The 14,595-nt window shown below is 66.8% G+C and carries 13 protein-coding genes and 2 pseudogenes; 10 read left to right on the forward strand and 5 right to left on the reverse strand.

Going from position 1 to position 14,595, the window contains the following annotated elements:
* Positions 1-378 precede the first annotated feature (378 nt).
* From ACZ32T_RS32790 to ACZ32T_RS32805, 4 genes and pseudogenes are all read right to left on the reverse strand, one after another.
* Positions 379-703, reverse strand: a pseudogene (locus tag ACZ32T_RS32790) (YdcF family protein); the annotation flags it as partial.
* Positions 704-739: 36 nt separating this feature from the next.
* Complete coding sequence (locus ACZ32T_RS32795; RefSeq protein ID WP_467370867.1) at positions 740-1,621, reverse strand: barstar family protein; 882 nt, start codon at positions 1,619-1,621, stop codon at positions 740-742.
* A gap of 118 nt (positions 1,622-1,739) precedes the next feature.
* The gene (locus ACZ32T_RS32800; RefSeq protein ID WP_467370869.1) at positions 1,740-2,393 is read right to left on the reverse strand and encodes a DEAD/DEAH box helicase; all 654 of its coding nucleotides are present in this window, start codon (positions 2,391-2,393) and stop codon (positions 1,740-1,742) included.
* Positions 2,394-2,421: 28 nt separating this feature from the next.
* Positions 2,422-2,706: a hypothetical protein gene (locus tag ACZ32T_RS32805; RefSeq protein WP_467370872.1), complete on the reverse strand. Its 285-nt coding sequence runs from the start codon at positions 2,704-2,706 to the stop codon at positions 2,422-2,424.
* Positions 2,707-3,726: 1,020 nt separating this feature from the next.
* Here ACZ32T_RS32805 and ACZ32T_RS32810 point away from each other — a divergent pair.
* From ACZ32T_RS32810 to ACZ32T_RS32845, 8 genes and pseudogenes are all read left to right on the forward strand, one after another.
* Positions 3,727-4,038 carry a DUF6247 family protein gene (locus tag ACZ32T_RS32810; protein WP_467370874.1) on the forward strand — a complete coding sequence of 104 codons (312 nt, stop codon included), beginning with the start codon at positions 3,727-3,729 and terminating at the stop codon, positions 4,036-4,038.
* Positions 4,035-4,298 carry a hypothetical protein gene (locus tag ACZ32T_RS32815; protein ID WP_467370877.1) on the forward strand — a complete coding sequence of 88 codons (264 nt, stop codon included), beginning with the start codon at positions 4,035-4,037 and terminating at the stop codon, positions 4,296-4,298. The genes ACZ32T_RS32810 and ACZ32T_RS32815 overlap by 4 nt, the downstream gene beginning before the upstream one ends.
* A gap of 95 nt (positions 4,299-4,393) precedes the next feature.
* Positions 4,394-5,449 (forward strand): annotated as a pseudogene (locus tag ACZ32T_RS32820) (IS3 family transposase).
* A 970-nt stretch (positions 5,450-6,419) separates the two neighbouring features.
* Positions 6,420-7,181, forward strand: a complete 762-nt coding sequence (locus ACZ32T_RS32825; protein ID WP_467370880.1) for a hypothetical protein — start codon at positions 6,420-6,422, stop codon at positions 7,179-7,181.
* 48 nt (positions 7,182-7,229) lie between these two features.
* Complete coding sequence (locus ACZ32T_RS32830; RefSeq protein WP_403707709.1) at positions 7,230-7,643, forward strand: hypothetical protein; 414 nt, start codon at positions 7,230-7,232, stop codon at positions 7,641-7,643.
* A 260-nt stretch (positions 7,644-7,903) separates the two neighbouring features.
* Entirely contained in the window at positions 7,904-8,221 is a 318-nt protein-coding gene (locus tag ACZ32T_RS32835) for a restriction endonuclease (RefSeq protein ID WP_467370881.1), read from the forward strand.
* A gap of 341 nt (positions 8,222-8,562) precedes the next feature.
* Positions 8,563-9,147, forward strand: a complete 585-nt coding sequence (locus ACZ32T_RS32840; RefSeq protein ID WP_467370884.1) for a DUF6461 domain-containing protein — start codon at positions 8,563-8,565, stop codon at positions 9,145-9,147.
* Between the two features lie 254 nt (positions 9,148-9,401).
* Positions 9,402-10,994, forward strand: coding sequence for a NucA/NucB deoxyribonuclease domain-containing protein (locus ACZ32T_RS32845; RefSeq protein ID WP_467370887.1), 1,593 nt, complete (start codon positions 9,402-9,404; stop codon positions 10,992-10,994).
* A gap of 150 nt (positions 10,995-11,144) precedes the next feature.
* Here ACZ32T_RS32845 and ACZ32T_RS32850 read toward each other — a convergent pair whose 3' ends face one another.
* The gene (locus tag ACZ32T_RS32850; RefSeq protein ID WP_467370891.1) at positions 11,145-11,648 is read right to left on the reverse strand and encodes a lamin tail domain-containing protein; all 504 of its coding nucleotides are present in this window, start codon (positions 11,646-11,648) and stop codon (positions 11,145-11,147) included.
* Positions 11,649-12,457: 809 nt separating this feature from the next.
* On the opposite strand from ACZ32T_RS32850, the gene ACZ32T_RS32855 reads away from it, so the two are divergent.
* Both ACZ32T_RS32855 and ACZ32T_RS32860 read left to right on the forward strand, forming a co-directional pair.
* On the forward strand, positions 12,458-13,036 hold the full coding sequence (locus ACZ32T_RS32855; RefSeq protein WP_467370895.1) for a hypothetical protein: 579 nt from the start codon (positions 12,458-12,460) through the stop codon (positions 13,034-13,036).
* Positions 13,037-13,387: 351 nt separating this feature from the next.
* A complete protein-coding gene (locus tag ACZ32T_RS32860; RefSeq protein WP_467370898.1) occupies positions 13,388-14,593 on the forward strand; it encodes an erythromycin esterase family protein in 1,206 nt (401 codons plus the stop codon).
* Positions 14,594-14,595 lie beyond the last annotated feature (2 nt).

The following is a 14,595-nucleotide window of genomic DNA, read 5'->3' on the forward strand; positions in this document are numbered from 1 at the left end:
GCTCCGGCTGGCACTCGCGAACGGCGCCCCTCCCATCCCGGAGTCTGAGCGCCCCCGCCGGAGGCATGTCTTGAAGCCGCGGCCTTGGTTCTCGTTTCATGCCCTCCGGGCCTATCCACTGCGGGCGCGCGTCGGCGGCGGCAGCGCCGAGCGGGCCGAAGGCAGGAGCGCGGGCGCAGCCAGAGCCGGGAAGCGCGGCCGGCGGAGCGGAGCGCAGCCGGGTGCCTTGATGAGGTAGAGAAACCTGTAACAGCTCTCAGCGTCGGTCAAGCAGGATGCGAATCGGTCGGCAGGAGGCGGCTGGTGAAACCGGCTTGGCGGAGTCGCTGATACGCCTCGGTTACGTCGGCAGGTACGGGCTGGCGGATCATGCACTTTTCGCGAGAAGCGGATGTTCTCACCCGTGTTGCGCGCCTTCGGCTCCACATGAACAGCAGAGCTGGGCACACCCAATTCGATTGCCCGCTCTCGGTAGTGGACTGCTTCCCCGCGAGGCATCCGCTCCCTGGTCGTGGGGCTCGTGGCTCCGGCAAAGAGCAGGAAACGCACCCAACCTCTGCTGATACAGGTCTGCTGAGGTGTCCGCTACTCCCAGATCATGGCTGCCGAGCCCGATGGCAACGGAGCAGGGTCGCAGAGCGTGGCCCATCTGGTGGTAATCCCAGATGCGCCGAGCGTTGGCCCAGTCCTGTGCAGAGATCACTGCGAGCCTTCCTTGTCCCTCAACACCGCCGCGTTCTCACCGACGTTTGGCGTCGAGCCATTCGTCGCTGTTCCACATGACGGGCATGGCGCCGACCGGTTTGAACCGGATGCCCGGGTCGTTGCTGTGGAGCAGGCAGAAGAAGCGCCGCTGAAGTACCGCCGCGTGGCGGGCCTGGTCGGCAACGATGTCCAGAACTATCTGGGCCGCTCGCGGGCAAGCGGCGGTGAAGCGGTCATAATCGGTAATGGACAGAACGAGCCCAGTACCTTCTGGTGAGTCGTCGTACGGGCCGTAACAGGCGACATCGCCGAGACAGTCGTTGAGCGCGTCGAGGTTGTGGCCGTAGTAGTCGGGAAACTGCAGCGCGGCGGCAACGTCCCTGTGCATATCCTGCTCGGAAGCCCAGTCGCCCGCTGCGAGGTGGACGACGCGGAAGCCGCGCTCCTCGAGCCGCAGTTCAGCTTCCGTGAGGAGCCGTCGGCGCCAGAAGAGAGTGACGAAGGTGTTGTTCATGTACTCGATGCCGGGAAAGCGGGTCGAGGCAGCGCCAAGTGTTGAGTTCTGGTCGGATTCACTCCGGTACGCATCCAGGAGACGGAAGAACTCCTCGACCGGCGTCGAGCCTGCGGGGGTGTTGCGTTCGATCTCGGCTGCCCAGGTGAGGGAGCCGGCGATGCCGCGTTGCTCCTGGAGCCAGCGGTTGAAGTCGTCCTCGGGCCAGAAGGCGAAGGATTCCTCGATGCCGTGCACACCGAGCGCTGCCCGGTAGCCGGTGAGCAAGGACTGCAGGTGCAGGAGCGATCCGCCGGGGACCCACATGCCGGGCCGGAGCCGGATCTGATCCAGCAAGTCGTACACGTCCGTGCAGTCCTGCCAGTGCTTGGCCGTGAGGCGCGGGCTGTCTTCGGTCGGCATGCTCCGACCCTACGGTGCGAACGGATGTTGTCGTCTGTTGGAGGGGTGCGAGCGTAAGGCGATCGCGGGCAGTCGATTGGGGGATCTGCGGTCACCCTCTGCGATCTTGCTATGCCCCCTACGTTTGGCTGGGGCTCGGAGTGCCGTCGGGCTCGGGGATCGGCAAGCGAAGGCGGGGCCGGGATGACGCCACTGTTCGAGCGTCTGGATCAGGAAGAGGCCCGGGCCCGGGCACTCGGCCCCTGCGCCTCGCCACCTTCACCCAGTTCGGTGTCGACGTCGTCCAGGTCCGAGTCACTGGCGGGCTCGGTGCGGGTGGGGGAGGGGCCTGGGGCCGAGCGTCTCGACGATACAAGAGTCGTGGGCACGGGAGGGCTTCGAGGAGTTTGGCAAGGTCCTCGTAGGCCTTGCTGGTGAGCATGTTGTGGGCGCTCTCGCCGGGCTTGAGGACGACGAGGGAGGCGGTTGTGCCCTCGCCGGGCTTCATGCGCAGGGAGGAGACGCCGATGACCGGGCCGGTGCGTCCGCTGTCCCGCCAGGCCCGCTCGCTCTGGGTGAGCAAATCCAGGGACGGGACGAGAACGAGCACGCGGCCGGTCTGGAGCTCATCCGCGCTCCGGGCGGCAACGAGGGTCTTGCCCGAGCCGGTCGCCATGATGATCTGGGTACGTAAGCCGCGGGCGGGGAGTCGGGCACCGGGTGGCAACTCCAGGGCGTGCAGGACCGCGTCCACGGCCTCGCGCTGATGAGCACGCAGCGCAATCTTCGTCACGGTGGACCCTCCATCGGCAAGAGGGACCTCATGCGCGCACGGTCCGGCTCTCGATCTCCGCAGCCACGAACTGCGCCCACCGCCCCGTCCAGGCCTGGTAATCCTCGCCGCCGCCGGCCGGGACGGCGACCAAGTCCTCGGGGACCTCGACGGTGACGGCGTCGTACTCGGCAGGATCGAAGAGACAGGCCCACACCACCCGGCTCTCGGAGTCAAACACCACCGCGGCGACCGCGCCTCCGGTGGCCGCATCGCCTTTGCGGACCGCGTCCCACCCGATGGTGACCGCCTTGTCCCTGCTCCGCGTCGTCACCGTCCCGGAAGCGTGTAGGTGCTGGCGTCCGGTCAGGGTGTGCAGGATTCAGCGGGTGCCCACGCCGGCCACCGGTTCCACGCAGCCTGCCGCGTGACGCCGACTGCGGCTCCCATCTCCGGGTAACCCGCGCCAGCGCGCCCGGTACGCACCTGGCGTGCTCCATCACCTGCTCGGTGACGCTGCGGCACTCGGCCGCGACCTCCAGGTGCCGCAGGTGCAGCCGCCGGGTGGCGGGGGAGTCCGGTCGCAGAGCGTTCACGCTATGCGGGTGCTCCTCCGCAGGGACGCCCTCACGCCGCTTCGCCTCGGCCCAAAGTAGGTGCTCAAGAGCCGTCAGGAAGCCGACCCACCCTTCGTCGTCACTCAGTCCCATGCCGTCACTCATGACGACATCGTGCACACCCAAGGTGGATTTCGACAATTAAACTGTCCAACTGGCCTGGTGGGTGCGCCACTGACCAGTAGGGGAGACGCCCCGCCCCAGAGATCCGCTCCACACCTCCACGAGATTCCACCCCGAACCATGCAGACGCTCCTGCCTCACCAACAGGCCCCTGCGGAGATGACGATCTGAGTACCCCCTCATAAAACAAGCCCAGTCGGACACGGCCGCTACGCCTATGGGACATCGCGTGAAGCCAGGGCAGGGGGCAGAGAGCCCTGCGAAGTTTGCTCCTCGGTTCGCCGCTGGGCTGCTCACATGTCCCTTGTAAACGCCCCTCCGTACCCTTGAGCATGTACCGGGTTTTGCAGACCGGGTCGGCGAGCTGGCCGACGGCCAGTAGCAAGGGACTCAAGGGACTGGAAGTGTCAGATAGTGGACGCCTTCCTCACCTGGCCTTCCATGGACACCGCGGCCGCCGCACTGACTCGAACACCCGGTTGCTGGCCCACACCACTGGAACCTCCCACCTGCCCTGCGATGCCTCACCAGCGGCCGCAAAGTCCCATGCCCCCACCCATGCCTTCCCGGCGCGCGTACGGTGGAGGCATCAACCTCCCGGGAGGGATCAGCCGATGAGCGCGCAGCCTGACCACGCCCCCGTCACGCCCTACGCCCCCGCTGCGGGCGCCCCGGCCGAACTGCTGGCCCAGTTGCGTACTGACCGTCGCGCCACGTGGTGGGTGCCGGCTTTCGAGCGGGAATGGGCGGCAGCCCTCGAGGAATCACGCCGGACGTTCTCCCTTGCCGGACTGTACGCGGTTGTACAGGACTGGCAGGGCCGCCTCGCCTCCGCCCCTGCCGTCGACGCATTCGTCGCCTCTGGCTACGACGACAGCGCGTTCGTCGACGCGGTAGAGCTCCGGGAGAGGCGACGGCGTCGGTGACTAATCAGCAGCCTTACTCGGTCCGCTTCTCCGCCCCGGCCACCAAGGTCCTCGACACCTTGCCCGAACACGTAGAAGACACCGTGTGGGATGTTCTGGACGCCGCCGCAGCCGACCCGTGGGGCTTTCACCAGTGGCACGCCGACGACCCGGAGGGCAACGACATCCGCCACGCCTCCGTTGGCGAGCTCTCCCTCACCTACTGGATCAACCGACCCTTGCACCGACTGTCAGTCCTCACTATTACCTGGCTCGGATAGCCACCCATCACAACGCTGCATCTGAACTGGGGCCTTGACCCCTGATGTTGGACACACGAGACACTGGATCCTGAGGATCTGAGAACGGACATCTCGTGGTCATGAAGAACTACCCGCCACAGTTCAAGGCGGACGCGGTCGCGCTGTACGAGTCGCGGCCGGAAGCGACGATCAGGTCGGTCGCCGCCGATCTGGGGATCAACCCGGAGACCCTGCGGAACTGGGTGAGGGCAGCCGGGGTGAGCCGTCCCCGGGGACGGCGGACGCAGGAACCGGCCCAGCCGCCGGCCCCGCTGGAGGCCGAGAACGCGGCCCTGCGGAAGAAGGTCCGCGAGCTGGAAGAGGAACGCGAGATCCTGCGCAAAGCGGCGAAGTATTTCGCCGGGGAGACGCGCTGGTGAACCGCTTCCAGTGTGTCGCCGACCTCCAGAGCCGCTACGGCGTGAAGCGGCTCTGCAGCATCCTCGGCGTCAGCCGCTCGAGCTTCTACTACTGGCGCCGGACAGCTGCCGACCGGGCCGCCCGGCAGGTGGCCGACGCCCGCCTGGCGGCCCGGATACGGGCGGTGCACCAGGAATCGGACGGCACCTACGGAGCCCCGTGGATCACCGCCGAACTCCGCGAGACGAACGGTGAGGCGGTCAACCACAAGCGGGTCGCCAGGATCATGCGGGCGTCCGGGATCGCACGGGTCCGGTTGCGCCGCCGGCACCGCACCACCGCCCCCGACCCGGCCGCGGCCAAGGCCCCGGACCTGATCGGCCGCGACTTCACCGCGGACAGGCCGAACACGAAGTACGTCGGCGACATCACCTACCTGCCCCTCGACGGCGGGAAGTTCTTCTACCTGGCGACTGTCATCGACCTCGCCTCCCGCCGTCTGGCCGGCTGGGCGATCGCCGACCACATGCGCGCGGATCTCGTCACCGACGCCCTGGCCGCGGCAATCCGAACCCGCGGCAGTCTCGCCGGATCGATCATTGCAAGGACGAAAGAGCTGGTCAGACGAGCGTGAGGCGCGACTCGACGCCTTCCGATGGCTCCACCGCTACAACACCCGACGCCGACACTCCCGCCTCGGACAACGATCACCGATCGCCTTCGAGAACGCCTTCCACCTCACACCAACTACGCTGGCACAAGCCGCATAACCCGTGTTCAGGATTCGGGGTCAAGGCCCCTGCTGAGGAAGGCGTTCTTCAGGCAGTCACTTGCCATACGCAGTGCACCATTTCTGTCGCGGAGTAGTGCTGGTCGATGCGCTCGGGCCTCTCGGTCGAGAGTTGAATGGGCCTAAGAGGCAGGGTCGTCCTGACCTACGTCTGAAGCCCTGTGCCGAGCCAGACCCCCACAGAAGCAGCTGGTTCATCGTTCCGTGGGCGCAATCTAGGGATCGTCCCGGGCGCCGCCAGTGCCCGGCGGCGCCCGGGACGATATGAACACGCTGCGGCGCCGCGCGCTTACGCTTTGAAACCGATTGGAGTTGCTGGTACCGGCTTTGGCTGATGTACCTCCGGACACCGTCTCTACGCACCTGCATCGCGGTGGCTGACTTTCTGTGGCTGAGGCTCATGAGGGCAGTTGGAGAGTCCAGCAGAGAGAGAACCGAGCGGGACGCCGCGCAGTTGAGGGATGTAGGTGCCCGTAGGGAGATGGATCCGCTGGCTTGGGTAACAGCGGAGGCCTGCTCTTTATTAAGAGAGGACGCGGGTCTACAAGCCCCTGACCTGCAACTTTCCATAAATGATCATGCTCTGGCGGGCACATTTGGTGCTCCGAGATGTTAACCTGCGCAGCACATTCTGCGCTGAAAGTTAGGCTCAGGCTTACTTTTTTACCCCGCCGTGCTCGAGTTGAAGTTCGCAGGTCAGGGGCTTGCGGAGGGAGTGGTGAGCCGAGGGTCTAGCTCGCAAGGCCGGGCAGCAGTGTGCTCTCAAGCGCGCACGTGAAGTTAGGCTGTGGCTAACTTTCAGCGCATAGAAGCAACGAAAGTTAGGCTGTGGCTAACTTTCGTTGCGGTGAGCTGCCAGGATGGAGATAGAGGCGCGCCGACACGCGGAAAATAAGGGTGAGCCTAACTTTTGGGCTAGTCTCGGACCGCCTGAACAATGAGGAGGTCCAGTGACATCTGATCTGCCGTCGCGCAAGCCGCGTCGGCCCCGTGCGGTGCCCCCCGCCACGTCCTCGACGGACGCCAGCGCGGTCCACGACAGCATCCTTAGTCTGCTGGGCGAGCAGCTGGGCGACGCTGTACAGACTGTGACCGACCCGCGGGTCGGTAAGCGAAGGCTCAAAGGTGTCCACTTCGAGTACGACACTGACCCCCGCGCAGTCCACGACATGGCTGGTGACGCTGGATACAGCCTGGCGTCCAACTGGTTCACCCAGCTACTCGGTCAGCTGTCGATCGCGAACAGCATCTCGAAGAGTCAGCTGTGTGTATTCCTCTACGTGGCCGGTGGCCAGACGCCCGGCACCGGAGTCGCTGAGTACACGCAGCAGGAGATCACTGACGGTCTGAACGAGTTGGCGGACAAGAAGGCGGCGGAGGAGGCTGGGAAGCCTGCCGCTGAGCGGAAGGTCGTCAAAAAGATCACGCGCCCCACCGTCAACCGGGCGGTCAAGGCCTTGTGTGAGTACAAGTGGTTCGAACCTGCCGGAAACGGCAGAATCAGGCTAAACGTGCATCTGTGGTTCCAGGGCACTAGCGGAGCTCAGCACGAGGTGCTCGCCCAGATCGCGGAAGACCACAAGGGAGACGACGATCCAGCGTCAGCGTTTCCGCACAAGATCGGGCCTGAGGTGCTGCACCACCAGGAAGAGCTGCAACTTAACCTTGAAGGTGAGGCGCAAGCCCCCCCTCGCGAGGAGCGAACCGGGTGATATCCGGTTCTTGTCATAGAAGCCGCATAGAATTGGAGGAAAGCACTGATGGCCGTTGCAGTGATGTCACCGCTCGTCGCCGAGCGCATTTGGGCGCTGCCCATTGGACCAGCCGCAGTGAAGTTCCTTCAGTACTTGATCTTCCGCAGCGAGAACGGCGGTGCGCTTCCGAGCCAGCGCCAGATGGCTGTCGAGTACAACGTCAAGCCGCCAAGCGTGGGCGCACTGCTGGAGCCGCTCTTCGAGCTGAACCTCGTCCTGCGCTCCCGAGCAGAGGAGCGGGGCGGTAACCGTTACAGGCTGCATCCCTTGGCAGCCAAGTACGAGACCGTGCAGGACATGGAGGCCGCCTTCGCTTCTGCACTGAAGGACATGAAGTCAGGCAAGCTGCCGAGCATCAATCTGCCGGAGTACAGATCGGTACCTCCGACCGACGGCCGTGCGGATCTGCGGATCGCCTGACCTAACAAAGCAGAAGCCCCACCATCGGTGATGGCGGGGCTTCTGTGCCTGAACAACAAGTTATGACGTCACTATACCGGTGGCGGGCCCTTGCGCATCCCAACGAATCAGCCAGTGAACAGTGATCCGGGTCAGCCGCGCCTCACGAGCGCAGCGTATCGCTGCACGCGCTGGCTGCAGAGCCGACGGGTCCACGCAGCCCTCGTTTTAGCTGGCGGCCGGCGCCTGAACGGGGCCAGGGTGCGGCTGCGGGCGAGGTGGTGGGGCGAGCTGGTCGGCGTCCAGCCGGTCATCCTCGATCTGATGTCCGAAACCCATACGCCCAAGGCCTTGCCGGAGCAGCCGTTCGGCACACCCGATCTGCATGTCCTGAACGCACCGGACGTTCCGTACACAAGGGCGACGTCATCGTCCTGGTCACCAACGGCCGTTTCAGCAGGCCCGCCCAGGACTTCGCCACGTCCCAGCGCCTGCACCTGGTCGACCGGCACACCCCTGGCCACCTGGGCAGGCGGATCGCGTCCCCGGAACTCCTACCGGCGATACCACCATCCCGCAGGCCAGCGTCCCTGTCGTGAAGCAGCGACCGGACGGGGCGGTCTACGCCGCCGGCCGTCGCTGATAGAAGCACGTCACTGGGCCAGACCCTCTCCGGCCTTGCGTCCGGGGAAGTGGTGACGCGTCCGGAAACCCGTACGGTCTCCATGCCGCTGACCGTTGGGGTGAGCACGATCGCCGCGGCCGCGAACGATCAGTAAGATCCCTTGTTCGCAATGGCTCACCGGAGCAGTTCGACGTGGGGATGCATCTGGGGACGCCGGGCAGACGCGGAGTGGCAGGTTGTTGCCACCCGTGCCGATCAATGTGCTTGCAGCGTGGTTTGGCCGCCCTGCTATTGGACGTGGTGGAGGTGGGGCTGTTGCTGAATCTGACGGGAATGTTCGGTGAGGGCTGGTGTGTGACGCTGGCTCAGGGTGTAACCGGTGAGGTTCTGGGGGCCATGGGGGTGGAGGCCGCTACAGGGGCGAACGGCGGGCTGGAAGAAGCGACAGACCGCCTCGTTCGCGGGGCCGGGCCGGGAGTGCTGCTGCTGGGGCAGGAGGTGGCGGCCGGCTGGACGCTGGTGGTCGAGCTGGAAGGCACGAGCGGATGGGTCGGTATGAACACCGGCGTGCTGTCGGCGTTGTCCGCGCGAGGCCGCACCGCGGTCACGGCATTCGAGGACCCCAACCAGATCATGGTGCAGGCGGCTCGGGACGGTGCCCTTCTGGGGTGGGTGGACGCGGTGACCGGGCGGCGCTTCGGCGACGCCGTCGACACTGTGGGAGAGGACTTGGTCGCAGTCGGCTTTCCCAGCTCCGGAGATGAGGAGCTCTCTGGCGAAGCCGCCGGGCTGGAGGACTCCCAACGCGCGGTACTGGCGCTGCGCCAGCTGACCGGCGTCGAGCTTGAGGAAGACTTCTTCGACGGTCCGTGGATCGGTGGCATCAGCGCCTGCGCGTAAACCGCCTCCTCCCCCCGTACTTGCCTCATCGCCGTATCGCCCCGTGCCCCTGTGCGGCAACCGAATACCCGGTGGAGTCTCAGCGGCCTTCAGTGACTCTGCAGGGTGACATCTTCCCTGATCTCACCTGCGGCCCTATTTTCACAGGGTGACAGGATGTCACGCTGAGTAGTGCGTCATTGTCGTCACGCCCTGCCCAGGTGGACGACAGCGTCACCTGCACACAGGGCCCGCACGCAAGGGGGAACCGAGTGATGTCGCACCGCAAGTCATGGCACGCCATGATCCTGACCGCCACCGCCGTACTTCTCATCCTGCCCGCCCAGCCCGTCAACGCCCAGCACACACCCGCCACCAGCACCGGGCAGGCCCTGACCGCCTCAGCACCCACCGGTGACGACACCCCCAGGACTATTACGCTGAAGGCCGGCGTCAGCCAGCACGCGCTCACCGGCCTACGCGCCCGCGGCCAGCAGGCCCGCGCGGCCGGCAAGAAGAGTCTCCCAGTGCCCGCCCCGGCCCCGCAGGCCACCAAGCACGCCGCCGGGGACCTGACACCCCACTCCGCCCAGCCCGCTCTGAGCCTTCTGGACGCGGAGTACGCCTCGCGGACAGTGGCCGCCGAAAACCCCCAGCCCGCACCCGACGCCACACCGCAGTCGGCCCCCGAGCCCGGGCCGCTCGTCGCCGCACCGATCGGGGAACGGCCCGACACCGCGCTGAGCGACGCCTGCTTCAAAAGCGACAACGTCGAAACCGGCATCGGCCGGATCCACAACCGCTTCACCTTCTGCGCCCGCTACACCATCAAAGCCGTGTACTGGTCGATCGACGCCAAGGGCATCCCCATCGAGGAGGAAGGCACCACCGAGGCCAAACTGGAAGTCTTCGCCCAGGGCGACGACCAGGAACGCCGCGCCCGCGTCTTCGCCCAGATCCAGAAAGACTCCGTCGACTACGACTGGGGCCCCTACGACAACCTCTTCGTCGCCCCGAACGTCCCCCTGAGCCTGCTCGGCCAGTGCGTCCAGGACAACAAGGTCTGCCACGCCACCCGCGGCTCCGCCACGATGCCCTGGACGACCTGGGACAACAACCCCGCCTGGGCCTACTGGGACATCTACAACCACCCGGAGCTCAGCGAAGGCCGCGACAAAATCTCCTACAACCAGTGGAGAGTCGAGCTCTTCACCGACAACGCCGAGTACCAGACCCCCATCCGCGGCCGCACACCCCAGCGCATGCTGCGCTGCGACTCCGCCGCCTACTTCAACTTCGGCAAAGCGAAGTACCCCAAAGCCTGCGTCTTCAGCGAAGTCACCCCGCACCTCACCTACACCCTCGGCTCCACCCACCACGCCGTCGCCGAGCACCTCGACGCCGCCCACAACCGCCCCAACACCACCTACCCCCTCCTCGCACCACCCGGAGTGCCCTGGCCGCGGGACAAGTACATCCCCGGCAAGTACATCCCCGGCAATCCCGACGCCCCCGGACTGCACCGCATCACCCGGGCCCTGCACCCCACCCAGTCCAAAGCGAACAAGGACCACAAGGACGGCGCCTGCTTCAAAACCGGCCCCGAGCGTCTCAAGTACCTCGACACCGGCCTGCCCACCCGACCTCCCACTGGTCAGCAGTGCGACGAATACCCCTTCGCCTCCACCCTCGAAGGCGCGGGCAACCCCAGGCCCGACTTCTCAGTGAAGGCCATCCCCGCCAGCGACAACCGCGTCGCCGGCGGCATGCTCCGCAAGTACTACGTCGACGACCGCATCCTCGCCTGGGACCCCACCCTGCAACGGCCCTACCAGACCAACGACCGCTTCTACGTCCAGATCCAGTAACCCCACACACAAAGGCGCTCGACGGCGCGCGGCCCGGAGAACCGGCCGTGCGCCGTCGAGCGCCCAAGGGCAGATCTGCTCACCGCTCTCAGAGCGGCTGCCGCACCGTGAAGGCCGGCTCTACCCGCTCCGTGCCGTCAGGCCCGGAGATCACCCGTGGTAGGTGATGTAGCCGTTGCCGTCGCGGTCGTTGGACTTCTTGGTGTAGGAGTGAACGTCGGCGCGGGCGCCGGAGGGCTTGTACAGGTAGATGGTGTCCTTGTCGTTGTTCCAGATGAAGTTGCAGTTCTGGCGGTAGACGACGTTCTTCGCGTCGGAGTCGGTGCCGCGGTTGCCGCGGAGCTTGATGTAGTCGCCGGGCTGCAGGTTGTGGGTCGCCTTGAAGGTGAACTTGTTGCCGGCGGCGTCCTTGACGACGTAGCCCTTGAGGTTGACGGTCGCGGTGCGCGAGTAGTTCTTGATCGTCAGGTACTCGTTTGCGGTGTTTCCGCCGGAGCACTTGTTGGAGTCGCGGCCGGGTGCGTCGTACTGGACGCCCTTGATCTTCAGGGCCGAGGAGTACTCGGCTGCCTGGGCCGGGGCGCCGGCCGCGAGGCCGAGCGAGATGACCGAAGCGGCAGTTGCGGCGGCGGCCAGGGCATGACGGATACGCATGAGGATTCCCCCCTCTGTGGTGCGAATGAAGCGTCCTGGAGCATACCGAGGTTTGTGACCATCAGGTGAAGAAGGGTGGAGAAAATGTGTGTGGTTGCCGTTGCCGTGTTCGACCTTGCCAGGGAGCCTGCGCGCGGCGCCGCCACCCCTGCCCCGACCGGTCGAAGACGTCGGCCGCTCCCACGCCCCGGGGGCCTGTTCGCACGCGCACGGGAGGCAGATGGCGCTGCTACGGGCCGACGGTGCTTGGGGACAGAGGTCAACGGGTTCTTTGCCTCGGTGCGGACGCGCAATGCCAGCGCGGGCATGCGGAGAAGCGCGCGTCTCCGCCACCGACAGCCGTCAGCAGTCGTCCGCACCGGCCGGACGCCGATGCCCAGCCTGTCGCCCGCCGCCGACCGCATACCCGGCGCCATTCCCGCGCGCAGCGTCCCGCCCTGCCTCGCCTTCGTGACGGTGCCCGCAGGCCCTCTCCTCCTGGTCCTGCTGTGCTACCAGCAGGACATCCTCATCCGTGCTGGACCACTCCCGCATCCCTCACCCACACCACGGGCGAAAGCGAAGCGACCGTGCCGGACTGCTGGGCGGGGAGAGACTGGTCGTCATCGGCTTCCCGTAGCGGGGCGTCAATGGCGCTACTCACGAACGCCGGGGCCTGAGCCGGCCCCGGGGCCGACTGCCGGAGAGTGGGTGCAACGCCCTGTCCGGCAGCCTAGTGTTCGAGGCCAGATCCTTGTTGACGGCGGACGCACGGTATCCGTGGCCTCTCCTGTCCAGAGGCGGGGCAATGACGACAAGGAGTGCCGACGGTGGCTACGCGGACCTACCTGTCCTGGTACCGGGACGGCCGGATGGGCGAGTCCGCGTTCCGCTCGGTCACCGGACTGCTGGACGAGTGCGGGATGAGCCTCGAACACCCGGCACTGGGTTGCGGAATACTGCTTGACGTCGAGGGGGAGCAGGTGAAGCTGCCCCCGGAGCGCATCCTCGAGCTCGTCGGCCTGTCGGTCGGACCGCTCTTTCTGCAGCTCTGGCTGTCGGCTGACACGGACGTGGTGTGCCATGTCAGGTACGTGGTGCCGGACATCCAGATCCTCACCTTCGAACTCAGCGGGCTAAGCCAGGAGGAGCACGCGCAGGTGGAGGATGCCATCGAGCGGCTGGTCCAGCGGGAGCTGGAGGCGACCCTCGCACTGCTCGTCGACGTGGGTGGCGAGACAGAGGAGGACAACGACGACGCGCTGGTCCTGTACGGCCAGCTGCCGAAGGGTCCGCGCCCAAACCAGGTGCGGTTGCCAACGGACCGGCTCGGCGCCGTCCCCGACGATGTCCTGGCCGGAGCCGACGTGACGGATCTTAGCAACGGGCTGAGCGCCGTCAGCTGGTAGCGGAGGACCCTTGTCGACGTCTCGCCACGGCTGCGATCAGACGCACCACACCCGCCCCATGCCGCCGCCCCGACCGCTGCACCCGTGGCCGCGCCCTGCTCCTTGCTACGGGTGTTCCTGCTCCCAGCGGGCCAATTCTGCGCGAGCTACTTCGGCGTCGTACTGGCTCGCGTCGAAGCGGAGCTCCGGCGGGCGTGTATTCCGACCATGGCAGAGAGGAGAGCCGTGCGAGACCTACGCGACATCCTGACGGCGTGCCGTGAAGCGGAGAACTGACACACGATAGCGTGCGGCGACACGGGCGGACCGCAGGGCCGCGCTCTGCCGCACGCAGGGAGGAGAGGCACCCCGGTGCCCGACGACATCGCCCGCTGGCTCACCGAGCACGCCCGCCCCCTGGACACGCTGACCCCAGGTGAGCCCTCCGACGACCTGAAGCAGTTGGGGATGACGCTGCGCGGCGCCCGTATCGTCGGCCTCGGTGAATCCACCCACGGCACCGCCGAGTTCTTCCGGCTGAAGCACCGGATCGTGGAGTTCTTGGTACGCGAGGAGGGGTTCACCACCCTCGCCATGGAGGCCAGCGAGTCCGCCGCCTGGGCCGTGGACGCATACGTCCGGCACGGCGTCGGCGACCCCGCCCGGCTCGTCGCCCGGCTCGGCTTCTGGACCTGGCGGACCCAGGAGATGGTGGACCTTGTCGCGTGGCTCCGCGTGCACAACCGGGGCCTCCCCGAGGAGCGCCGAGTCCGCTTCGTCGGCGTCGACCCGCAGCGCGGCGCCGACTCGGTCGAGGCCGTCACGGCCTTCCTGCGCGCGTTCGCGCCAGAACGGGAGGAGGACGCCCGCGCCCTGGAGGTCCTGGTCCACGCTCGCCCCGGCTCACGCCCCGACCGCGAACAGGCGCTCCGGCACCACGCCGAGGAGGTCGCCCGCCACCTCGCCGACCACGACAACGCAAATGACGACATAGTCGAGCACGCGCGGATCCTGGTCCGCGTCGCCGACCTCGTGACCCGCTCGCTCGACCAGTCCGCGGGTGAGGACAGCGCCTTCGCCGCCCGTGACCGTGCCATGGCCGACGCGGTCGCCCGCCTCGTGGACGACGACCCGACGGCTCGGATCATGGTCTGGGCGCACAACGGGCACCTCACGAAGGGCACGTACGGGGACCGGGTTACGGCGCTCGGCAGCAGGCTCCGTGAGCGTTACGGAGACCGTTACTACGCCCTGGCCCTGCTCTTCGGCAAGGGCTCCTTCCTCGCCCGAAGGGGCGAGGACCTCACGGCCCCTCCCGCACGGCACCGCATCGGCACCGGAACCCGGTCCATCGAGGCATACCTCGCCGATGCCCTGAAGGGCGACTACTACATCGACCTGCGCTGCACCGCGCCCTGGCTGCGCGCGCCGCAGGCACAGCGCAGCTTCGGCGCCAACGTGCCGCGCTTCTCCTACCGGTTCCACACCGCGCCGCTCGTACCGGCGAAGGACTACGACGGCATCGCTTTCGTAGCCCGCTCGACCTGCTCCCACCGGCTGCCGCAAGCTGAGGAATGAGG

It is taken from the genome of Streptomyces sp. NPDC023573 (genome assembly GCF_055559735.1).

What these genes read in the sequence shown, in the direction of transcription:
- ACZ32T_RS32830 (WP_403707709.1), top strand. Translation starts at nt 7,230, where the DNA reads ATGGCCGTTGCAGTGATGTCACCGCTCGTCGCCGAGCGCATTTGGGCG.
- ACZ32T_RS32845 (WP_467370887.1), top strand. Translation starts at nt 9,402, where the DNA reads ATGTCGCACCGCAAGTCATGGCACGCCATGATCCTGACCGCCACCGCC.
- ACZ32T_RS32795 (WP_467370867.1), bottom strand. Translation starts at nt 1,621, where the DNA reads ATGCCGACCGAAGACAGCCCGCGCCTCACGGCCAAGCACTGGCAGGAC.
- ACZ32T_RS32850 (WP_467370891.1), bottom strand. Translation starts at nt 11,648, where the DNA reads ATGCGTATCCGTCATGCCCTGGCCGCCGCCGCAACTGCCGCTTCGGTC.
- ACZ32T_RS32810 (WP_467370874.1), top strand. Translation starts at nt 3,727, where the DNA reads ATGAGCGCGCAGCCTGACCACGCCCCCGTCACGCCCTACGCCCCCGCT.